Origin of the sequence: Marinobacter sp. EVN1 (assembly GCF_000475375.1) — a bacterium.
Classification (GTDB): domain Bacteria; phylum Pseudomonadota; class Gammaproteobacteria; order Pseudomonadales; family Oleiphilaceae; genus Marinobacter; species Marinobacter nauticus.
Map to the genome: position 1 here is coordinate 19664 of NZ_AXCB01000020.1, position 21249 is coordinate 40912.

Sequence of the window (21249 nt, forward strand, 5' to 3'; positions counted from 1 at the left end):
GCCGGATCAGGCGTTCTTCCAATGCTTGGCGATAAAGCCCTGCACCTCGGACACATTGTTATCCAGCACGGTGTAGCGCTCTTCCCGCTCGAACAGATCAGCCATGTGAGCCGGCAATTGCGGCTTCACGCTCAGGCCGGATTCGGCAATCGCATCCGGGAACTTGGCCGGGTGCGCGGTACCGAGGGTGATCATGGGCACAGCAGAGTCGCGGCGGCAGTTGCGGGCAGCGCGTACGCCAATGGCGGTGTGCGGGTCCAGCAGATATTCGTTCTGCTCGTAGACGTCACGAATGGTGTCGCAGGTAGTTTTATCGTCCACCGCATCGCTGTCGAACAGCTTGCGGGCGTGCTTCCAGCGGTAGTCTTCAATGCTGACCGGGCCTTTGGCTGCATTTTCCAGCAAGGCTTTGACCGCCGCGCCGTCACGGCCGTGCAGATCAAACAGCAGACGCTCGAAGTTGCTGGACACCATGATGTCCATGCTCGGCGACAGGGTATGCTCCAGCTGGTGCTGCTCATACTTGTTGCCGCTCATGAAGCGATGCAGGATATCGTTGCGGTTGGTGGCAATCACCAGCTGGCTGATGGGCAGCCCCATTTTCTTGGCCAGGTAGCCGGCGAAAATATCGCCAAAGTTGCCTGTGGGCACAGAGAACGCCATGCTGCGGTCCGGGCCACCCAGAGCGAGAGACGCCTGGAAGTAGTACACGATCTGGGCCATGATCCGGGCCCAGTTGATGGAGTTCACCGCCGCCAGCTGGGTTTTGCCGCCCAGGAAGGACTGATTGCCGAAGCTCTCCTTCACCATGCGCTGACAGTCGTCGAAGTTGCCTTTGACTGCGATGTTATGGATGTTGTCGCCCTGCACCGTAGTCATCTGGCGGCGCTGCACTTCAGACACTCGCTGATGCGGATGCAGGATAAAGATATCCACGTGCTCGCACCGGCGGCAGCCCTCGATGGCAGCAGAACCGGTATCACCGGAGGTGGCCCCCATGATCACAACGTGCTGGTTGCGCTTCTCCAGAACGTAGTCCAGCAAGCGGCCCAGCAGCTGCAGGGCAAAGTCTTTGAACGCCAGCGTCGGGCCACGGAACAGTTCCATCACCCATTCGTTGGTGTCCAGCTGCACCAGCGGCGCCACCGCCTGATGACTGAACACACTGTAGGTTTCATCCAGCATCTTGCGGAAGTCGTCCGCCGGGATGGCATCCTCTACAAACGGATACATCACTTTGTAGGCCAGCTCCGCATAGGGAAGCCCGCGCCAGCTACGAATTTCTTCCAGGCTGAAGTGCGGCAACGATTCCGGCACATAGAGGCCACCGTCGGTGGCCAGTCCGGTCAGAAGAACGTCTTCAAAGCCCAGTGCGGGAGCTTCGCCCCGTGTACTGATGTATCTCACGTGCGTACCTGTCAGTTAAAGTTTTCTGCGCGAATACGGACAACCTTGCCATCGATGTCGGCGAGGGATTCCATCTCGTCAATGGCCAGGTTCATCTGGCGCTCCTGAACCGTGTGGGTCAGGATGATGACCGGAATCCGGCCATCCTTGAATTCGGATTCTTTCTGCATGATCGATTCGATGTTGATGCCATGCTCACTTAGAATGGCAGCAATCTTGGCCAACACACCCGGATGGTCAAAGGCCTGGATTCGCAGGTAGTAAGCCGACTGGACATCTTCCATTGGCAGCACGGGCAGGTCTTCCAGGGCGTCCGGCGTAAATCCGAGGTAGGGAATGCGCTGCTGGCTGTTGCTGGACACCGCGCGGGCGACGTCCACGATGTCTGCGATGACCGCAGATGCTGTAGCCTCATCCCCGGCACCAGGACCGTAATACATGGTCTGGCCAACAGCATCGCCATCCACCAGGACTGCGTTAAGAACGCCATCAACCTGAGCAATCAGATGACTCTGTGGCACCAGCGTCGGATGCACCCGCAGTTCAATACCGTCTTCACGACGACGGGCGATGCCCAGGTGCTTCACCCGGTACCCCAGCAACTCTGCGTGGGAAATATCATATGGAGTAATACCGGAAATTCCCTCGGTAAAACCTTTCTCAAACTGCAGGGGAACGCCGAACCCGGACGCCGCCAGGATGGTCAGTTTGTGAGCGGCATCAATGCCTTCCACATCGAACGTCGGGTCCGCTTCCGCGTAGCCCAGTGCCTGCGCTTCCTTGAGAACTTCACCAAATTCCCGGCCCGCGCGCATTTCGGTGAGAATGTAATTGCCGGTGCCATTGATAATGCCGGCAATGGTATCAATGCGGTTGGCGGCCAGGCCCTCGCGCACAGACTTGATCACCGGAATGCCGCCGGCAACGCCGGCTTCATAGGCAACCACGACGCCAGCCTTCTCCGCTGCGTCGAAAATCTCATTACCGTGCACGGCAATCAGGGCCTTGTTGGCAGTCACCACATGCTTGCCGTTGGCAATGGCCGCCAGCACCAGCTCTTTGGCCGCATCGTAGCCACCAATCAGCTCCACCACGATATCAATCGAAGGATCGTTCACCACGTCATAAATGTCGGTACTGAACGGGACATTGCCCAGATCAAGGTCATCGCGGCTATGGCGGCTCGCCACCCGGGCAATCCGGATGTTGCAGCCGGCACGACCCGCAATAATCTCGGCGTTGCGAGTCAGGACATTGAATGTACCGCCGCCTACGGTTCCCAGTCCGCAAATTCCGACATTGACGTCTTTCAAGCTCTCACCTCTGATCCCGATGGGGGTGCTGATGGATTGCAATAAGGGGGCATAGTATACCGATTCAGGGCCGGCTGAATAAGCCCTGAATCGGTCACGCTTTCAACAAAGATGACGACTGGCGACGAACACCGACAGGGTCACAGAATACCGAGACCCTCAGCCAGATTTCGGGCCGGCACATAACCCCGAACCATATTGCCGTCTTCCAGCAAAATAGCCGGCGTGCCGGTCACACCCACCTGACCGCCGAGACGATACTGCTCTGCCACCGGGTTCTCACAACTCTTCTGCTCTACCGAACGCCCCGCTTTGGCGGCATCCATAGCGGCCTGCTGATCGTCAGCGCACCAGACCGAGATATATTTATTGAAGGAGGCCGTACCTGGCCCGGAACGGGGAAACGCGTAGTAATTGACGGTAATACCGTACTCATTCAACTGGGGCACTTCATCGTGCAACTTCCGGCAATAGGGGCAATCGATATCGGTAAACACATTAACGACCGCCTTCTCTTTACCCTTGGCCGGATACGAAATCACGCCCTTGCCACCATAATCCGCCATCAGGTCCTTACGGGAACCCGCACGGGATTCTTCAGTAACGTTGGCAATGCCGTTTTTGGTGATTTTCAGCAGATCGCCCGTCAGCAGATAGGTGCCGTCTTCCGTGGTATAGATGGTGTCGCCGTTGTTGCTCTGAACTTCGTACAACCCTTTTGCCTCAGATTCGCGAACAGAGTTTACCTTTAGACCGGGAACCGCCTCGGTCAGCCGCTGGGCAATGCGGTCTTCGGCTTCGCCTGCCTGGGAGGCTGGTGCCCCGACCAGGGTCAGCGCCAGTCCAATGGACACTGCTACTGATTTGATGTTCATGAGCTTGAAACTACCTCTGTCGGTTTGTGTGGTGTCTGCGACACCGGAAAATCGGATTAGTTCAGCCTCCGGAGCGGCCGCAGTCAACCCCTGGGGTGGTGGGCCTGATGAAGATCCTGCAATCTTTGCCGCGCAACATGAGTGTAGATCTGGGTGGTCGACAGATCTGAATGCCCCAACAGCATCTGCACCACCCGAAGATCCGCCCCGTGATTGAGCAAATGGGTGGCAAATGCATGCCTGAGCGTATGAGGAGAAAGGTGCTTGGTGATTCCGCAGCGGATCGCATAATGCCGGATTCGATACCAGAAGGCCTGCCGGGTCATGGCGGTGCCACGATTGCCCGGAAACAGGGCATCACTGGTTTTGCCTCGCAGCAGCTCGCCCCGGGCCTGCCGCATATACTGTAATAACCAGTCCACAGCTTCTTCACCCAGCGGCACCAAACGCTCCTTGCCGCCCTTGCCCTGTATGCGAACCACGCCCTGCCTCAGGTTGACCTGGTCCACCGTCAGCCCCGTCAACTCCGAAACCCGAAGTCCGCAGCCATAGAGAATCTCCAGCATGGCCCGATCCCGCAATTCTACCGGCAGCTCCGGGTCCGGCTCAGTCAGCAGCGACTCCACGTCGGCCTCGGTCAGGGTATCCGGCAAGCGCCGGGGCAACCTAGGGCTGTCAATCCGCAACGTTGGGTCTTCGGCAATAATGCCTTCACGCAAAAGAAAACGATAGAAGCGCCTTACACCAGACAGGCGGCGGGCCGCCGTGCTGGTTTTCAGGCCGTCGGACAAGCCCCGCGACATCCAGGCCAGAAGATCTGTGCGTCGTGCGCTGCGCAGGGTTGGCGCCCCAGCTTGCTGCTCCAGCCACCCGGACAAACGGTACAGATCACTGGCATAGGCCTGCCGGGTTTTCTCGCCAAGGCCATCCTCAAGCCAGACCGCATCACTGAAACGCTCTATCAACTGCTCATCTTCTGGCCTTGGCACAGCACCCTCTTCGATTCCGGAGTCATCGCAGGCATTAAACCATAAAAAAAGCAGCCCCTTGAGGCTGCTTTTTTGGTACTGAACAGACGAATCCGAATCAGTTAAGCTTTTCCTTGATACGAGCTGCCTTACCAGACAGGTCGCGCAGGTAGTAAAGCTTGGCCTGACGCACGTCACCACGACGCTTCACACTGACGCTGTCGATCAGCTTGGAGTAGGTCTGGAAAGTACGCTCAACGCCCACGCCGTAAGAGATCTTACGAACAGTGAAGGAAGAGTTCATGCCACGGTTACGCTTGCCGATAACCACGCCTTCAAACGCCTGCAGACGCTCACGGTTACCTTCAGTTACGCGAACCTGTACAACCACGGTATCGCCCGGCGCGAACGCGGGGATTTCCTTGGTCATCTGTTCTGCTTCAAGTTGACTGATGATGTTGTTCTTGCCGCTCATCGTAATGCTCCTGATACCCAATCTTTCAATGCCCTGATGACTCAGAGGCACCCGGTTCGTTCAAAATTTCTTCCAGCAACTGACGCTCTTCTTCCGTAAGTTCCCGCTTTTCCAGCAGGTCGGGGCGCCGCTCACTGGTTCGCCTCAACGATTCTTTCAATCGCCAACGCCGGATCTGTTCATGGTGACCGCCCAACAGAACTTCCGGCACCGCCTGACCTTCGTAAACCTCGGGCCGGGTGTAGTGCGGACAATCCAGCAATCCGTCGGCAAAGGAATCCTGCTCTGCCGACTGCGCATGACCCAGCGCTCCGGGGATGAGGCGTGTTACCGCATCAATTACAGCCATCGCTGCCAGCTCGCCACCCGAGAGAACGAAATCCCCAAGGGATACCTCCCGGTCGACCTCTGCCGCAATCAGGCGCTCATCCACGCCTTCATAACGACCGGCAACGAGAATCAGCTGCTGCTCGGCGGCGAGTGACTCCACCACCGACTGATCCAGCCTTTCACCCTGCGGCGAAAGATAGACCACACAGGCCTTGCCGGGTGCCGATGCCCTGGCCGCCTGGATTGCGTCCCGCAGAGGCTGAATTTTCATCAGCATCCCCGGGCCACCACCATAAGGCCGGTCATCCACCGTGCGATGACGATCGTGGGTGTAATCCCGAGGATTCCAGCTCTGAAAGGTCAACAGACCTTCACGCACTGCCCTCCCGGTAATCCCGTAATCCGTCACCGCAGAAAACATATCCGGGAACAGACTGACTGCGCCAATCCACACCCGTCAGAACTCCGGATCCCAGTCAACCACCATGCGAGAGCCTTTGAGATCCACCTGCTGAACCACTTGATCCGGCAGATAGGGAATCAGACGCTCGCGCTGGTCAATAGAGCCCGCCGTAGCGTGCACCACCAGGACATCATTGGAGCCTGTCTCCAGAAGGTGATGCACCTTACCCAGGCACTCACCTTCTACCGTGAAGACATCCAGACCTTCCAGCTGATGCCAGTAGAACTCCCCTTCGGGCAGTTCCGGCAGTTGCTCGGTGGGAACCCGGATCTCCGCTCCGCAATAGGTGCGGGCTACTTCACGATCATCAATACCTTTAAGCCTGACGACGATCCCCTGCCCCTGGCGGCGACCTTCCTCAAGCCTGATCGGAATACGCTTGCCGTCCAAGAGCAGAGTCCAGTCACGGTAGTTCAGTATTCCGTCTTTCGGGTCTGTGTAAGAGAAGACTTTAAGCCAACCCTTTACCCCGAACACCGAGGTGATCCGGCCGATCACAGTTTCCTGCGAATTCTGCGTCATGCCTTTACAACCCCGGTACCAACAATGCTATTACTGAGCAGCCTTCAGCAGCTGAGCAACACGCTCACTGGCCTGTGCACCCTGGCCCAGCCAGAAATCAACGCGCTCACGATTAACACGCAGACGCTCTTCCTGACCACGGGCAATCGGGTTGAAGAAACCAACACGCTCAATGAAACGGCCGTCACGGGAGTTACGGCTGTCAGTGACTGTCAGATGGTAGAACGGGCGCTTCTTGGAGCCGCCACGAGCCAAACGGATTGTTACCATTTCGACCAATATCCTGTTCTGTTGTACGAACTTTGTACGATTCCCGACACACCGTTTCACGGCTGACGGGAAGACCCATACTCGAAAGGGGCGCTATTCTATGCGAAAAAAGCGCCAATGAAAACAGGGAAACCACCGGTTTCCCCATTTTATATGTAAGGCTTTTTACATACGGCCAAACGGAGGCATGCCACCACCGCCGCCGGGCGGCATCATACCACCCATACCGCGCATCAGGTTAGCCACCCCGCCCTTCTTGCCAAACTTTTTCATCATCTTCTGCATCTGCTTGTGCTGCTTGAGCAGACGGTTCACGTCCTGGATCTGGGTGCCGGAACCGGCGGCAATCCGACGCTTGCGAGAGTTATTAATGACGTCCGGATAGCGGCGCTCTTTTGGCGTCATGGAGCAGATAATGGCTTCCATCTGACCAACCGACTTGTCGTTAACCTGTGCCTGCGCCATCTGGGCCATCTGCCCCATGCCCGGCAACTTGTCCAACAGTCCGCCGATACCGCCCATATTCTTCATTTGCTGGAGCTGGTCGCGGAAGTCTTCCAGATCAAAACCTTTACCCTTCTTGATCTTCTTGGTGAGCTTCTCGGCTTTCTTTCGGTCCAGCTTGCGCTCAGCTTCCTCAATCAGGGAGAGCACATCCCCCATGCCAAGGATGCGGGAGGCAACACGATCGGGATAGAAAGGCTCCAGAGCGTCTGACTTTTCACCAATACCCAGGAACTTGATGGGCTTGCCGGTGATGTGACGCACGGATAACGCCGCACCGCCACGGGCATCGCCGTCGGTCTTGGTCAGCACCACGCCGGTCAGCGGTAACGCGTCGTTAAATGCCTTGGCGGTATTGGCCGCGTCCTGGCCCGTCATGGCATCAACCACAAACAGGGTTTCAACCGGATTCACCGCCTTATGCAGGCGACCGATTTCACCCATCATCTGCTCATCCACGTGCAGACGACCCGCGGTATCCAGGATAACCACATCAATGTGCTTGCGGCGGGCAGCCTCGATGGCACCATTGGCAATATCCACCGGATCCTGCTCGGTGGTGCTGGGGAAGAATTCAACGCCCACTTCACCGGCAAGCGTTTCCAGCTGACGGATGGCCGCCGGCCGATAAATATCGGCACTGACCACCAGCACGGACTTTTTCTCACGCTCTTTCAGGAAACGGGACAGCTTGGCCACCGTGGTGGTTTTACCCGCACCCTGGAGGCCCGCCATCATAATGACCGCGGGCGGACGCGTGGCGAGGTTCAGGGATTCATTGCCCTCCCCCATGACCCGTTCCAGCTCCTGCTGGACAACCTTAACGAAGACCTGGCCCGGGGTCAGGCTGCGCTGAACTTCCTGGCCAATCGCACGCTCACGAACCCCTTCAATAAAGGCCTTGACCACCGGCAGGGCGACATCAGCCTCCAGCAGGGCCATCCTCACTTCACGGAGCGTGTCCTTGATATTGTCGTCAGTCAGGCGCGCCTGGCCCGAGATCTTGCGCAAGCTACCGGATAGCCGGTCCTGGAGATTCTCAAACATGTTGCTCTTCCGTACCCCGGAGAATTTGTTCACACAGATCAAGAAGCCAGCTCGGCCTGCTTGATTCCTGTTGCATAATCGCGACATTATACCCAGACTACGGAGCCTCTGAACAACTCCGCGCCGATTTCACTTCATCAGGCAACACGATTAAGGATGTCATGGGAACGCTGATTCTCGCGGTTACCGCACTTTTCCTCTATAGCGTTGGAACCGCGCTTCAGGCCCTCCATTTACGTGGCAAGGTGCACAGCAACCTGGCGGTTACGACACTGATTGGCGTGCTTGCCCTGATCGGCCATGGTCTGCTCATTGCCCAGACCGTGCACCTGGACGGCGGCTTCGACTTCAGTTTCTTCAAGAGCTCCGTTCTGATCTCCTGGCTCATTGTCTTTCTGCTTCTGGGACTTAATCTGAGCAAACCCGTACAAAGCCTGTTCATTGCGGCCTATCCGATTGCAGCACTGACCATTGTCATGGCGTTGATTACCCACACGCCGTCTCGCCTGGTGTCCGAAGAAAGCTACGGCATGCTGTCTCACATTGCCCTGTCAGTCACGGCATACAGCCTGTTTACCCTGGCAGCCATACAGGCGGTTTTACTTTACGTACAGAACCGGCAGCTCAAGCGCAACTACAACAGCCTGCTGGTAAGGAACCTGCCACCGCTGCAAACCATGGAGTCATTGTTGTTTGAAATGGTCTGGGCGGGCGTTGTGCTGCTGGTACTCGCCATTGTCACTGGCGCTGTTTTCATTGAAGACCTTTTTGCTCAGGATCTGGCCCACAAAACCATTTTTTCCCTGCTGTCCCTGCTGGTTTTTGTCGGACTGTTGGTAGGCCGCTACACCAAAGGCTGGCGCGGCATCACCGCCAGTCGCTGGACACTGGCAGGCTGCGCACTGCTGATGCTGGCCTTCTACGGCAGCAAGTTTGTTCTCGAGCTGGTTTTCCACCGGGGCGTCTGAGACCCGAACCCCCTTACTGACCTAACCCGCTTGACACCTGTTACCTTCAAATCCTATTTTCGCAACTTATCCTCAATATAAGGGCTGCTCTCTTGAACGAAACATCGCTCACCGCGCTGTTTATTCTACTTGTCGGACTGATCATCCTCTCTGCGTTTTTCTCCAGCTCTGAAACCGGCATGATGTCCCTGAACCGCTACCGCCTGAAACACATGGCGAACACCGGCCACAAAGGGGCCCAGCGAGCGCAAGGCCTGCTTAACCGAACCGACCAGTTGATCGGCGTTATCCTGATCGGCAATAACTTCGTGAACATTCTTGCGTCATCGATCGCCACGGTCATCGCAATTCGCCTCTGGGGCGACGCCGGTATCGCAATTGCCACCTTACTGCTGACGATCGTTATCCTCATTTTTGCCGAGGTCACCCCGAAAACTCTCGCAGCCCTGTTCCCTGAAAAAATTGCCTTCCCGGCCAGTCATATTCTTGGGCCGTTGCTGAAACTTCTGTACCCGCTGGTATGGACGGTCAACCTGTTTACGACCGGCATTCTTCGCGTTCTGGGCGTCTCCTCGGCCCAGGCCTCGGAAGATCATCTCAGCCGTGAAGAACTCAGAACCGTGGTGAACGAGGCCGGCGCACTGATTCCGGCCCGGCACAAAGACATGCTGGTCAGCATCCTGGATCTGGAGAATGTCACCGTCAATGACATCATGGTGCCCCGAAACGAAGTCGTCGGCATCGACCTGGAAGACGACACAGACACTATCCTGCGCCAGCTCAGAAGCAGCCAACACACGCGGCTGCCTATCTTCAAGGGTGACATCAACAACATTCAGGGCATTCTGCACCTTCGCAGCGCGGCCAGGCTGCTGCAGGAGACAGACATCAACAAGGCGATGATCATGCAGCTGTGCCAGGAACCCTACTTCATTCCGGAGAGCACTGCGCTCAATACCCAACTACTGAACTTCCAGAAAGGCAAACGCCGGTTCGGCATTGTGGTGGATGAATACGGCGATGTACTGGGCCTGGCTACGCTTGAGGATATTCTTGAGGAGATCGTCGGGGAATTTACCACCGATTATGCCGCCACCTCGCCCGACATCATTCCCCAGGACAACGGCACCTTTATCATCGATGGCAGTGCCGCCGTGCGGACGATCAACAAGACCCTGGGCTGGCATCTGCCAACCGATGGCCCGAAAACCCTGAACGGACTGATCACCGAAACTCTGGAAAATATTCCGGACACCAACGTGTGTCTGAAAGTTGGCGGTCATCGTATTGAAGTCCTGCAAATCAAGGACAACGTGGTTAAAGCCGCCATTGTCCACCCCAAACGCAAGAAAAAGCGTGGCCGGAGTTTATGAACCTGATCGCAGGTTAGCGTTTATTCATGTTAATGCAGATCAAAATGCGCTAAATTTATCCAATAATCAGAACAGACAAGAATCAGGCTCGGTCATGTATCCGGTTGAGGCGTAAACAGGAGTCGGCCATGAACAAGCAGTCCGGCATACATTACCTCCGCGAGCACAGGGAAGCGGCAAGCACCCGACCGGTTCCTGCGGAGGTAGCCCGCATCCGCGACACCGTTGTTGCGGGGCTGGGTGATTTGTTGCAGGGGGCTTTCGATGCCGTCGATGATTCACTCTTCGAACTGGCCAACAATGCCCGCAGCAACAATGAACAAAACCGCTACTTCGAAGCCATGCGCGAGATTCGCATCAAGCGCAAGGGCGTAGAGCGTCATTTTCAGAATACGGTTGCCCAGTTCTTTGCCAACCCGCCCCACGCCGGCCAGCTTCCTTCAACCGAAGCCAGCCCGCAGGCCAGTGCCGACACTCTTTCGCTGGTTGGCAATGACGATCTGGAAGAACAGGTTGCCTTCAACGCCATGACCACCAAGGCCAAGGCGCACTTCCAAGGCCCTTTACTGCAATTGCAGGCCCGTTTTACCGAGATCTATCCGGACGCCACCGAGCAGGAGCCAGTCAACCCGATGGCACCGGAGCACCTGTGCAGCGCTTTTACCGAAGCGATCCAGGCCCTCGATATCCAGATTCGCGAACGGCTCATCCTGCTCAAGCAATTTGACCGTTACGTGATCTCCAACCTGGGCATGCTCCTGGATGAAGCCAATCGCATTCTGATCCAGGCCGGCGTTATCCCGAACTTCCGTTATCACGGCAAGAAGAGCCAGAACCAGAAGCCATCTGCAACAGCAGACAGCTCTGCCGAAAGCCCCAGCGAGACGACTGCCGGCTACGATCAACGCCCGGAAGACACCGTACTGTTTGACCAGATCCGTCAGATGCTGGCTCTGCAAAGGTCCAATGCCGGCATACCCCCACGCAGCACCGATCCCTCTCTGAGAGTGGTCGGAGGCCGGGAACTGGCCGATATGCTCAACGCCATTCCGCTTCAGCAAAACTGGCCGGAAACCGACGACCTTAGCACGGGTGAGCCCGTAACCGTCGACCTGCGCCAGGTCGTTCAGCAACTGCTGGCCAAGGCCGACGCTCAAGATGGTCGCCAGCCCGCACTGAATGAAGTGGATGAAGATCTGATCAATCTGGTCTCCATGCTGTTCGAGTTCATCCTTGATGACTACAACCTGTCCGCCCCGGTTCAGGTGCTGATCAGTCGCCTGCAGATTCCGATTCTGAAGGTTGTGATCAAGGACAAGAGTTTCTTCAGCAAGGCAACCCACCCGGCCCGCAAGCTGCTCAACTCCCTCGCCCGCGCGGGCATTGGCTGGAGCAGCAGCGATGAGAAAACCCGAGACAAGCTGTACGGTCAGATACACAACGTGGTGCAACGAATCCTCAATGAATTCGATGGCAACATTCAGTTGTTCGAAACCCTGAACGAAGAATTTGAGCAATTCCTGGAGCGAGAAAACCGTAAGGCCTCCCTGGTGGAACAGAGAACACGAGAATCGGAACGTGGTCGCATCAAATCCCAGAAGGCCCAGGAAGAGGTGGACCGGCTGTTACGGGAAAAAGTATCCCGTTACCGGCTTCCGGACTCGGTCAGCGATATTCTGATGAATGGCTGGAGCCGGGTTATGTTCCTGGCCTACCTGAAGGACGACACCGAACATCGCTGGCACGAAACAGCACGGGTCGTGGATGACCTGATCTGGTGCCTGCACCCCCATGAAGAAGATGAAGAGCGTGACCAGTGGGTTCGGGTTGTGCCCGGTCTGTTGAAATCACTGCGGGCAGGACTCGAGGAAGTCTCCTACAACGCCACCCGGCTTGATCAGATGATGGGGCACCTGAAGCATGAGCTGGCTGAGGCCTTCCGGACCAACGCCGCCATCGAAGCCCGTCAGGATGCACCGTCGGATGCCGAAGACGAAGCCCCTACCGTGCACCAGACCGCCGTTGAACGGCAACAGGAACTGGAAGATGCCGCGATTGCCGAATATGTGGCCAAGCTCGACACTATCGAAATTGGCAACTGGGTGGAGTTCCGCCTGGTCAACGGCACCAGCTTCCGCTGCAAGCTCTCAGCCATTATTGATGAAGCGGACTGCTTTGTGTTCGTCAACCGTATGGGCCTGAAAGTCATTGAGAAAACCCGTGTTGAGCTGGCTCATGAGATGCGCCGTGGCCGCCTGACGCTGCTCGAACAGGGTGCCTTGATTGACCGGGCCCTGAATGCCGTCGTGGGCAACCTGCGCACAAAAACCGCCTGATATAGATGCCGGACACGGGTTTTCGTTCACCCTCAATGCCGGCATCCTATCGGCTCCTGCTGGCGGTTTCCCTGGCCATACTGGCTCACACTCTGGTGCTGGCCGGGCTTCCATCGCCTCTGAAGGAGGCCCGGGAACTGACTCACCGGCTGGTTTTTACGCTGACAAGCCCGGCGGCCGTCCCGACACCAGAGAGCGTGGCAAGCCCGGAACCGCCAAAGCCCAGGCACTCCGAGTTCGAGATCCCGCCGGCCGAGCCGGTGGTAACCTCGACAGAATCTACGTTCAGTGCTCCGTCCGAATCGCAAACCGTCACTGCGACACAGCCAGATTCCCCGAAGCGGACAACCGAAAGCACCCAAACCCGGGCAACATCCTTCGAATCCCCTGCATCAGTTGCTACACCTGCATTGACTGCACGTGCAAGCGAGGCCGTAGAAACGCCGGAGCCAGTAAAGCAAAAGACTGAGACTCCCGATGAAAGAGACCCTTTTGTCGCAAAACTCTCAAGTCATTTGTCGGAATATCTCTTCCGAGAGACGATTAGGGTGCCTGTAGACTCGGAGGGATCAAAGACATGGATAGCAGAAATAGAACTCAGATTAATGGGAAATGGCGCGGTGACGGGCGCGAAAATCGTTAAATCAACGGACCTAAAGGATGTAGACGCCGCAATATACCGGGCGGCTTTAGAGGCAAGCCCCTATCCCGCTCCAGAGAGCGGGATAGGAGGTCGTTTTACGATAAAGCTTAAATACCGTTACGAGTAGCAGAATGATCAGGCTTCGGCCTGACCCGCAGCATCCTTGACCATCTTGGCCAGCTCGCCACTTTCTGACATTTCCAGAACGATGTCGCAACCACCCACCAGCTCACCGTTGATGTAGAGCTGCGGATAGGTTGGCCAGCTGGAATAGACTTTCAGGGCCTCACGCAGTTCCTGATTGTCGAGAATATTCACAAACGCAAAGCGCTCACCGCACGCCATCAGAGCCTGAACAGTACGTGCCGAGAAACCGCACTGCGGAGCTTGCGGGGTGCCCTTCATGTAAAGAATAACCGGGTTCTCTTCAAGTTGGCTCTTGATGGTTTCATTGATGTCCATGAACTCATTCCTCTGGTTGGGAGTCAGCTTTGCCGCCAAACGGCCTTTGCGCTTATTGTACACGGGTGCCTCAGGCCTCAACAAACCGTCCGTTTTGACCCAGAACAACAGCACCGCGCGCGGCGTTGTTTTCAGGGTAGCGACGGGCTAGACTTGTTGGCTTTTCCGAACGGGCAGTTTGCTTGAAACAGGGGCCTTTCATGGCAGCGAGACATTTTCTGACACTGAACGACATGACCACAGCAGAACTGGAAGATCTGCTCGATCATGCTTCCAAATTGCGCAAAGAGTGGCGTTCAGGCCAGACCAGGGACACCCTTAAAAACCGGGTGCTGGCAATGATCTTTGAAAAATCGTCCACCCGGACCCGGGTTTCCTTCGAAGCCGGCATGACCCAGCTCGGGGGTAGCGCCATGTTCCTCTCGCCCAAGGATACACAGCTTGGCCGCGGCGAACCGATCGAGGATTCTGCCATCGTGATCTCCAGCATGGTCGACGCGGTGATGATCCGTACCTTTGCCCACGAAACGGTCGAGCGCTTTGCCACTGCCTCCAGCAAGCCCGTGATCAACGCTCTAACCGACGAATTCCACCCCTGCCAGCTGCTGGCCGACATGCAGACCTATCGGGAGCTTCGCGGCAGCATCCGTGGTGCCACCGTGGCCTGGATTGGTGACGGCAACAATATGTGCCACTCGTACATAAACGCTGCAGAGCGTTTCGATTTCCACCTGAACGTTGCCTGCCCAGAGGGTTACGAACCGGATCAACAGCTGATCGAACAGCATGCTGACAGGGTGACCGTTGTGCGCGCGCCAGAAGAGGCAGCACGGGGCGCCCAACTGCTGGTCACCGATGTCTGGGCATCCATGGGCCAGGAAGACGAGCAGAAAGCCCGGGAAAAAGCCTTCCGCAGCTATCAGATCAACCCGGCTCTGATGGCTCAGGCCGACAAAGACGCCCTCTTCATGCACTGCCTGCCCGCCCACCGGGGTGAAGAGATTTCGGCAGACATGATGGACCACGAAAGCTCGGCAGTCTGGCATGAGGCGGAAAACCGGCTGCATGCCCAGAAAGCCTTGCTGGAATTCCTGATTCTCAATCGTCTGGACTGATCCATGCCCGAAGCCCTGGTGCACCCCGCAGACTGGCTGCTGGAAGTAAACAATCTGTCCTGTGGCTACGGCGGTGATTCCGTCGTCAAGGACGTCAGCTTTGCCCTCAGCCACGGTGATATTGGCTGCCTGCTGGGCCCCAGCGGCTGTGGCAAGAGCACCATTCTCCGGGCGCTGGCTGGCTTCCTGCCGATTTCCCGAGGTGAAATCCGCCTGCAGTCACAGGCCATCAGCTTGCCCGGGCGGGCACTGCAACCGGAAAAGCGCAAGATTGGCATGGTGTTCCAGGACTATGCCCTTTTTCCGCATCTGAGCATTGCCGATAACGTCGGCTTCGGTCTGAAGTCATTAAGCAAAGCGGAACGTCGACAAAAGGTCATGGAGTTGCTGAACCTGGTGCACCTCCAGGACCTTGCAGACAACTATCCCCACGAGCTGTCCGGCGGCCAGCAACAACGGGTGGCCCTGGCCCGGGCACTTGCACCAGAGCCAACACTGATCCTGCTGGATGAGCCTTTCTCCAACCTGGACACGGATCTGCGCCGCCGGCTGAGCCTGGATGTGCGGGAAATCCTCAAGACCCTCGGCATCAGCGCCATCCTGGTTACCCACGATCAGCAGGAAGCCTTTGCCATGTGTGATCAGGTGGCGGTTCTCCGGGACGGGCAGATTCAACAGTGGGATGTGCCCTACAACCTCTACCATGAGCCGGCGAACCGGTTCGTGGCCAGTTTTGTCGGGCAAGGTGGGTTTATTCCCGGCAAGGCCCTGGGCCCTGACACCATAGAATCGGAACTGGGCGTCATCCATGGCAACCGGGCCTACAAATGGCAACCAGGCACCCTGCTGGACGTCCTGATCCGGCCGGACGACATTGTTTTCGATGAAGACTCAGAGCTGAAGCCAAAGGTGGTGGAAAAAACCTTTGCCGGAACCTCCACGCTCTATCGTTTCCGGTGTTCAGAAGACACTGAATTTGAGGCCCTGTTCCGGAGCCACCTGGACTTTAACCTGGGTGAGCAGGTACCGGTCCGGGTGGAGGCTGATCACCTGATCGCCTTCGAACGCACCGGCCACTGAACCTCAGTGATTACAGACTCGCTCAACAGCATCCAGCCAGCCGGCATAGAGTGATTCCCGCAGCCCCGGCGCCATATCCGGCCGGAACTGGTGCTCGCATTCCCAAAGCGACGTAATCTGCTCCAGGCTATCGAAAACCCCGGTCTGCAAGCCCGCAAGATACGCCGCCCCCAGCGCCGTGGTTTCGGTCACGCTCGGCCGGTCAACCGGCACATTGAGAATGTCCGATAAAAACTGCATCACCCAGTCGTTCACCGCCATGCCTCCGTCGACTCGCAGCGATTCCAGCCGGGCGCCATCGTTGCGAATGGCGCGCACCAGGTCTTTGGTCTGATAGCACACCGACTGCAAACCCGCCGTGACAATCTCGGCAATGCCGGTATCCCGCGTCAGTCCCAGGATTGCACCCCGGGCGTTCGGGTCCCAGTGCGGGGCCCCCAGGCCAGTGAACGCGGGCACCAGATACACCGGATTATTCACACCGACCATCGCCGCATGCTCCGCCGATTCCCGGGCATGGGAAATCAGCCGAAGCCCATCCCTGAGCCACTGCATGGCGGCACCGGCAACAAAAATACTGCCTTCAATGGCATAGCAGGGTTTGCCGTTGAGGCGGTAGGCTACTGTCGTCAATAACCGGTTTTCAGAGCGCAGAGCCTGCTGGCCGGTGTTGAGCATCAGGAAACAGCCTGTGCCATAGGTACTCTTGGCCATCCCCGGCTCAAAACAGGCCTGGCCGATCAAAGCGGCATGCTGATCACCGGCAATACCGGCAATCATCACCGAAGCGCCCAGACATTCGGGTTCCGTCAACCCGTACTCAGCTGCACTGTCGAATACCTCCGGCAACAGGGCAGCAGGCACCCGAAACAGCTTGAGCAGCTGCGGGTCCCATTGCTGTGTATGGATATTGAACAGCGCAGTGCGGGACGCGTTGGTGGCATCGGTACGATGGTGCTTGCCGCCGGTCAGATTCCAGAGCAACCAGGTATCAATGGTGCCAAAGGCCAACTCGCCTGCTTCCGCGCGCTGGCGGGCACCGTCAACATTGTCCAGAATCCACGCTATCTTGGTGGCAGAGAAGTAGGGATCAATCAACAATCCGGTGCGGTCAACCACCAGGGATTCGTGGCCATCCTGGCGCAACTTGGTACACCAGGACGCGGTACGGCGATCCTGCCAGACAATGGCGTGATGAATCGGCTGCCCCGTCGCCCTGTCCCAGATCACAGTGGTTTCCCGCTGGTTGGTAATGCCGATGCCTGCGAGGTCAGATGCCTTGATCTTGCCATTGTTCAGCGCTGCACGACAGACCGCCAGCGTACTGTCCCAGATTTCCATGGCATCGTGCTCAACCCAGCCATCTTTGGGGAAGTACTGGTGAAACTCCTGCTGGGCAACGGCTACCTGAGCGCCTTTGTCATCAAACACGATGGCGCGGGAACTGGTGGTACCCTGGTCTATGGCAAGCAGATATCGGGACATCAAAACCTCCTGTTGTTTTCAGGAGATTCTAACAGGACGGAGATCGAGCGGTGTGACGCGGCGCGGAAATAAAAAAAGGGCCGGAAAAACCGGCCCTCAAATGACGAATGAAACAAGGAAAGTTCGTAAGAACTACAACCTCAAAAGTCATCCCTTACGCTTTGAAGTATTACCCAGGGCTGCAGAGGGTTCAGTTGTGGTTGTGTAGAGCTTTGTTACATCAGGTGAGGCACCGAGCACTGGTTCACAAATCCGGGTCTGCGGGCTTCAGGCGCGGCCAGACCAGGCTGAACCGGGCTCCACCCAAAACATCACTGCGGCCCACAAACGCCTGCCCGCCGTGCCAGTACAGAATCCTGCGAACAATGGACAGGCCCAACCCGTAGCCGCCTGAGGTACGGGTACGACTGTCATCTAGCCGGGCAAAGGCGGTGAACACTTTTTCCCAATCCTGTTCCGGAATGCCCGGGCCATCGTCTTCCACATCAATCCGGCAATTATCTTCATCCAGATGGCAACTCACCTGCACACGGCCTGCGGCATAGCGCGCGGCATTGCCGACCAGGTTCTGAACCGCCCGGTGAATGTAACGAGGCTCCATATCGGCCTGTGCCCAGCGCTCCGAAGCTTCGTCAATCTGACACTCAATGTCGACTCCCTCCCGGATAAGCCGCTGTTCGGAGACAACCTGCCTGACTATATTCGTGACCGATCCCTCCCGGAGACTGAACACCGGCCCGCCCTGCTCCAGCCGGGCATAGGTCAGGATCTCGTCAATCAGTTCGTCGAGCTCCTGGATGTCGCCATCAATGCCCTCGAGCTGCTTTTCAAGCACTTCCTGGGTACTACCGGATTCAATCATCTGGACGCCGAACCGGATACGGGCCACCGGCGTTCTCAGTTCGTGGGAAACCGCGTGAATCATTTCCCGCTGCACCTGCACCAGGCGCTGGATATGTTCCGCCATTCCATTGAACGAAGTCCCCAGCCGGGACACGAGCGTGCCCTGCTCGGATTCCACCCGGGCTCCCATCTCACCCCGGGCAATACGAATCGCTACCGACTCAACCTTGCGCAGATGACTCTCTACAAAACGCAACGCAAGAAACAGGGCCACTGCCAGCACGCCACCGACAACAGCGGTCAGCAGCAAGATAATCGGCCAACCCCAGGGATTGAAGGGGGGAGGCAATGTCACCACAACCAATGCGCCTTCCGACAAACGAACCAGCGCCCTGGCACGGTTATCACCGTGTTCAAAAATCGCCAGCCCGGTGTCGCCAAGCCGCTCAAGTGCCTGCTGATCCGGCAGATCCTCGGCCTTCTGAACCAGACGGATATCGAGATTCAGAGATTCAGCCAATTGCTGCGCCACATCCGCACGCTGAGCCGCAGGGCTGGTATCCAGATGCCAACGCACCATCAACGAGATTGCCCGGGCCAGATCCCGGTAGGGTTGCTCTAGGTGTATGCCGAGTACCTCGCCCCCGAGACCAAGGACATAATAGCCATACCCGCTATCGGTTGACTGCGCCACGACCTGGCCATAGCCCAGGCGCTCAAGCGCAACCCGGGAAAGCCCGAAGTCGGCCGCAACGCCACTGTGCAGACCAAACATCGGGGCCATCCAGTGATACTGACTGAGCGGATCCGGGGCCGCCGCCAGCCAACGCATAACCGGTGTCATGGCCTGCTCATGCCAGTATTGTTCGCGAACGGAGTTGATGCCGTTAAACAGCAGGACGCACACCAGCACGACCGCCGCCGCAATGGCCGCAATACGAGCGTAGGCTTTCAGGAAAAATTTCAGGGACATCGGGCCAACCCTGGTAACCGGCGTTGCCACCTTCGGGGCGGCAACGCCTCAGGCGCGATCAGGCTTCCTTGACGAACAGGTAGCCCTTGCTGCGAACGGTTTTGATACGGCGCGGGTGGATGGGATCATCACCGATTTTCGGGCGGATCCTGGACACGCGAACGTCAATGGAACGATCCTGCCCATCGTACTCGATGCCCCGGAGTGCGGTGAAAATCTCTTCCCTGCTCAGCACCCGCCCGGCATTACTGGCCAGCAGCCAGAGCAGGTCGAACTCAGCACTGGTGAGGTCAATACTCTCGTCACTTAACCAGGCTTCACGCATGGAACGATCGACCACGAGGTCGTTGAACTGCAAACGCACCGGCTCCTCCCCGGACGTCTCCTGCCCGCTAACGGGCGAGGTTTCTACCCGGCGCAGCATGGCACGGATGCGGGCGAGCAGAACGCGCGGTTGGACCGGTTTGCCAATGTAGTCATCCGCGCCCATTTCCAGGCCCAGGACCTGGTCCAGGTCGTCTGTCCGGGCGGTGAGCATAATAATAGGGCCATTGAAGAACGGCCGTACCCGCCGGCAGATGGACAGACCATCTTCGCCAGGCAGCATCAGATCCAGAACCACAAGATCAGGCTGCTCGTTGCGGATCCGCTCAACAGCGGCTCCCCCGTGGGTTTCCAACGACACTGTCAGGCCATTGTTCTCAAGGTACTCGCGGGTCAGATCCGCAAGCCGCTCATCGTCCTCTACGATCAGGATTCGCCAACTCTCGTTTGTTTGTTCCACGCCATCCATCTCTGATTATTTTATTCCGGTTTCAGGGTTGTACACCCGACGATACAGGCAACGTTCAGTTACAGCAATTATACATGCTATTCAGAAATATACATGGAACCGCCAAAGGGTTACAGCCTGTGACACATATCCGTTTTCCTGAAAAGGGTCTCGCACTGTCACAGAGACGTCACCCCGGCGTCACCCATCTGTCATACCCGCTTCATAGCCTTGACCTGAAACAGAAACACAGAGGCCAAGCCATGACTGCAACCACCGCGAGCCTTCAACCCCGCCGGGGCCGTAACCTGAGCACCGAACTGACCCGTGACCCGGAGCTCATAGAAGCGGCGCAGCGCCTGCGTTACCGGGTATTCTCCGAGGAGTATGGCAGCGATCTCGGCGCCACAATCCCGGGTATTGATGCCGATGCTTATGATGCGGCATGCGATCACCTGATCGTCACCGACGCAGACACCGGTGAACTGGTGGCCACCACCCGCATACTTCACCAGGACGATACGGCTTCAGTTGGCGGCTTCTACTCCCGAGGCGAGTTTGATCTCGCGGCTCTGGAAGCCCTGCCTGGAACACTGGCTGAACTCGGCCGCACCTGCGTGCACCCGGACTACCGCAATGGCGGCACCATCACGCTGCTGTGGTCAGCGGTGGCGGAGTACCTGGTGCAACGCAACGTTACCCATCTGATCGGCTGTGCCAGTATCAGCATGGCCGACGGCGGGGCAAAAGCCTGGCATGTGGCCCGGCTTCTGCAACAACAGCATCTGTCTGAGCCGCATTGCCGGGTAACGCCAAAGCGCCAACTGCCACATCTTGCCCATCCGGAATCAGAACGCTCTGTGGACATACCGCCCCTGATCAAGGCGTACATGCGCCTGGGCGCAAGGGTCTGTGGCGAGCCTTGCTGGGATCCTGAATTCCGTTGTGCCGACATGCTGGTGCTGCTGGAGGTCAGTAACCTGGCCGGCCGCTACAGCCGGCACTTCCTGCGCCGCCCCGCCTGA

General features: G+C 57.5%; 20 protein-coding genes. 7 read left to right on the forward strand and 13 right to left on the reverse strand.

The features are described from left to right. Positions 1-6: 6 nt before the first annotated feature. From thrC to ffh, 9 genes are all read right to left on the reverse strand, one after another. Positions 7-1407: a threonine synthase gene (gene thrC, locus Q674_RS30470; RefSeq protein WP_011785738.1), complete on the reverse strand. Its 1401-nt coding sequence runs from the start codon at positions 1405-1407 to the stop codon at positions 7-9. An 11-nt stretch (positions 1408-1418) separates the two neighbouring features. Beyond that, entirely contained in the window at positions 1419-2720 is a 1302-nt protein-coding gene (locus Q674_RS30475) for a homoserine dehydrogenase (RefSeq protein ID WP_031210112.1), read from the reverse strand. A 140-nt stretch (positions 2721-2860) separates the two neighbouring features. Then, positions 2861-3595, reverse strand: coding sequence for a DsbC family protein (locus Q674_RS30480; RefSeq protein WP_031210113.1), 735 nt, complete (start codon positions 3593-3595; stop codon positions 2861-2863). Between the two features lie 83 nt (positions 3596-3678). Next, the gene (xerD, locus tag Q674_RS30485) at positions 3679-4584 is read right to left on the reverse strand and encodes a site-specific tyrosine recombinase XerD (RefSeq protein WP_011785741.1); all 906 of its coding nucleotides are present in this window, start codon (positions 4582-4584) and stop codon (positions 3679-3681) included. Between the two features lie 97 nt (positions 4585-4681). Continuing rightward, entirely contained in the window at positions 4682-5038 is a 357-nt protein-coding gene (gene rplS / locus Q674_RS30490) for a 50S ribosomal protein L19 (protein WP_011785742.1), read from the reverse strand. Positions 5039-5063: 25 nt separating this feature from the next. Further along, a complete protein-coding gene (trmD, locus tag Q674_RS30495) occupies positions 5064-5822 on the reverse strand; it encodes a tRNA (guanosine(37)-N1)-methyltransferase TrmD (RefSeq protein WP_014420741.1) in 759 nt (252 codons plus the stop codon). A gap of 3 nt (positions 5823-5825) precedes the next feature. Beyond that, positions 5826-6353 (reverse strand): ribosome maturation factor RimM, encoded by a 528-nt coding sequence (gene rimM, locus Q674_RS30500; protein WP_011785744.1) that lies wholly within the window; start codon positions 6351-6353, stop codon positions 5826-5828. Positions 6354-6383: 30 nt separating this feature from the next. After that, on the reverse strand, positions 6384-6623 hold the full coding sequence (gene rpsP / locus Q674_RS30505) for a 30S ribosomal protein S16 (protein WP_011785745.1): 240 nt from the start codon (positions 6621-6623) through the stop codon (positions 6384-6386). A gap of 165 nt (positions 6624-6788) precedes the next feature. After that, positions 6789-8174 carry a signal recognition particle protein gene (ffh, locus tag Q674_RS30510; RefSeq protein ID WP_014420740.1) on the reverse strand — a complete coding sequence of 462 codons (1386 nt, stop codon included), beginning with the start codon at positions 8172-8174 and terminating at the stop codon, positions 6789-6791. Positions 8175-8335: 161 nt separating this feature from the next. On the opposite strand from ffh, the gene Q674_RS30515 reads away from it, so the two are divergent. The 4 genes from Q674_RS30515 to Q674_RS30530 all read left to right on the forward strand — a co-directional run bounded on the left by Q674_RS30515 (position 8336) and on the right by Q674_RS30530 (position 13621). Further along, on the forward strand, positions 8336-9142 hold the full coding sequence (locus tag Q674_RS30515; protein ID WP_014420738.1) for an inner membrane protein YpjD: 807 nt from the start codon (positions 8336-8338) through the stop codon (positions 9140-9142). A 92-nt stretch (positions 9143-9234) separates the two neighbouring features. After that, on the forward strand, positions 9235-10515 hold the full coding sequence (locus Q674_RS30520) for an HlyC/CorC family transporter (protein ID WP_023008846.1): 1281 nt from the start codon (positions 9235-9237) through the stop codon (positions 10513-10515). Between the two features lie 128 nt (positions 10516-10643). Beyond that, positions 10644-12851 (forward strand): DUF1631 domain-containing protein, encoded by a 2208-nt coding sequence (locus Q674_RS30525; protein ID WP_023008847.1) that lies wholly within the window; start codon positions 10644-10646, stop codon positions 12849-12851. Between the two features lie 35 nt (positions 12852-12886). After that, positions 12887-13621 (forward strand): TonB C-terminal domain-containing protein, encoded by a 735-nt coding sequence (locus Q674_RS30530; protein ID WP_023008848.1) that lies wholly within the window; start codon positions 12887-12889, stop codon positions 13619-13621. A gap of 8 nt (positions 13622-13629) precedes the next feature. Here Q674_RS30530 and grxD read toward each other — a convergent pair whose 3' ends face one another. Next, positions 13630-13956: a Grx4 family monothiol glutaredoxin gene (grxD, locus tag Q674_RS0120745; protein ID WP_014420735.1), complete on the reverse strand. Its 327-nt coding sequence runs from the start codon at positions 13954-13956 to the stop codon at positions 13630-13632. A 200-nt stretch (positions 13957-14156) separates the two neighbouring features. Here grxD and argF point away from each other — a divergent pair, with 200 nt between their 5' ends. Together argF and Q674_RS30540 are read left to right on the forward strand one after the other, a co-directional pair. Then, positions 14157-15071, forward strand: a complete 915-nt coding sequence (gene argF / locus Q674_RS30535; protein ID WP_023008850.1) for an ornithine carbamoyltransferase — start codon at positions 14157-14159, stop codon at positions 15069-15071. Between the two features lie 3 nt (positions 15072-15074). Further along, entirely contained in the window at positions 15075-16151 is a 1077-nt protein-coding gene (locus Q674_RS30540) for an ABC transporter ATP-binding protein (protein WP_023008851.1), read from the forward strand. 3 nt (positions 16152-16154) lie between these two features. Here the strand turns inward: Q674_RS30540 and glpK are convergent, their stop codons facing one another. The 3 genes from glpK to Q674_RS30555 form a co-directional block, all read right to left on the reverse strand. Beyond that, positions 16155-17636: a glycerol kinase GlpK gene (gene glpK / locus Q674_RS30545; RefSeq protein WP_023008852.1), complete on the reverse strand. Its 1482-nt coding sequence runs from the start codon at positions 17634-17636 to the stop codon at positions 16155-16157. Between the two features lie 244 nt (positions 17637-17880). Continuing rightward, a complete protein-coding gene (locus Q674_RS30550) occupies positions 17881-19452 on the reverse strand; it encodes an ATP-binding protein (RefSeq protein WP_023008853.1) in 1572 nt (523 codons plus the stop codon). 58 nt (positions 19453-19510) lie between these two features. After that, positions 19511-20245 carry a response regulator gene (locus tag Q674_RS30555; protein ID WP_011785784.1) on the reverse strand — a complete coding sequence of 245 codons (735 nt, stop codon included), beginning with the start codon at positions 20243-20245 and terminating at the stop codon, positions 19511-19513. Positions 20246-20487: 242 nt separating this feature from the next. On the opposite strand from Q674_RS30555, the gene Q674_RS30560 reads away from it, so the two are divergent. Beyond that, a complete protein-coding gene (locus tag Q674_RS30560; protein ID WP_022991028.1) occupies positions 20488-21249 on the forward strand; it encodes a GNAT family N-acetyltransferase in 762 nt (253 codons plus the stop codon).

Excerpts from the sequence above, each read along its gene's own strand:
- Q674_RS30480 (WP_031210113.1), bottom strand. The coding sequence starts at position 3,595 with ATGAACATCAAATCAGTAGCAGTGTCCATTGGACTGGCGCTGACCCTG.
- rplS (WP_011785742.1), bottom strand. The coding sequence starts at position 5,038 with ATGAGCGGCAAGAACAACATCATCAGTCAACTTGAAGCAGAACAGATG.
- rimM (WP_011785744.1), bottom strand. The coding sequence starts at position 6,353 with ATGACGCAGAATTCGCAGGAAACTGTGATCGGCCGGATCACCTCGGTG.
- rpsP (WP_011785745.1), bottom strand. The coding sequence starts at position 6,623 with ATGGTAACAATCCGTTTGGCTCGTGGCGGCTCCAAGAAGCGCCCGTTC.
- ffh (WP_014420740.1), bottom strand. The coding sequence starts at position 8,174 with ATGTTTGAGAATCTCCAGGACCGGCTATCCGGTAGCTTGCGCAAGATC.
- Q674_RS30515 (WP_014420738.1), top strand. The coding sequence starts at position 8,336 with ATGGGAACGCTGATTCTCGCGGTTACCGCACTTTTCCTCTATAGCGTT.
- Q674_RS30525 (WP_023008847.1), top strand. The coding sequence starts at position 10,644 with ATGAACAAGCAGTCCGGCATACATTACCTCCGCGAGCACAGGGAAGCG.
- Q674_RS30530 (WP_023008848.1), top strand. The coding sequence starts at position 12,887 with ATGCCGGCATCCTATCGGCTCCTGCTGGCGGTTTCCCTGGCCATACTG.
- grxD (WP_014420735.1), bottom strand. The coding sequence starts at position 13,956 with ATGGACATCAATGAAACCATCAAGAGCCAACTTGAAGAGAACCCGGTT.
- argF (WP_023008850.1), top strand. The coding sequence starts at position 14,157 with ATGGCAGCGAGACATTTTCTGACACTGAACGACATGACCACAGCAGAA.
- Q674_RS30540 (WP_023008851.1), top strand. The coding sequence starts at position 15,075 with ATGCCCGAAGCCCTGGTGCACCCCGCAGACTGGCTGCTGGAAGTAAAC.
- glpK (WP_023008852.1), bottom strand. The coding sequence starts at position 17,636 with ATGTCCCGATATCTGCTTGCCATAGACCAGGGTACCACCAGTTCCCGC.
- Q674_RS30550 (WP_023008853.1), bottom strand. The coding sequence starts at position 19,452 with ATGTCCCTGAAATTTTTCCTGAAAGCCTACGCTCGTATTGCGGCCATT.
- Q674_RS30555 (WP_011785784.1), bottom strand. The coding sequence starts at position 20,245 with ATGGATGGCGTGGAACAAACAAACGAGAGTTGGCGAATCCTGATCGTA.
- Q674_RS30560 (WP_022991028.1), top strand. The coding sequence starts at position 20,488 with ATGACTGCAACCACCGCGAGCCTTCAACCCCGCCGGGGCCGTAACCTG.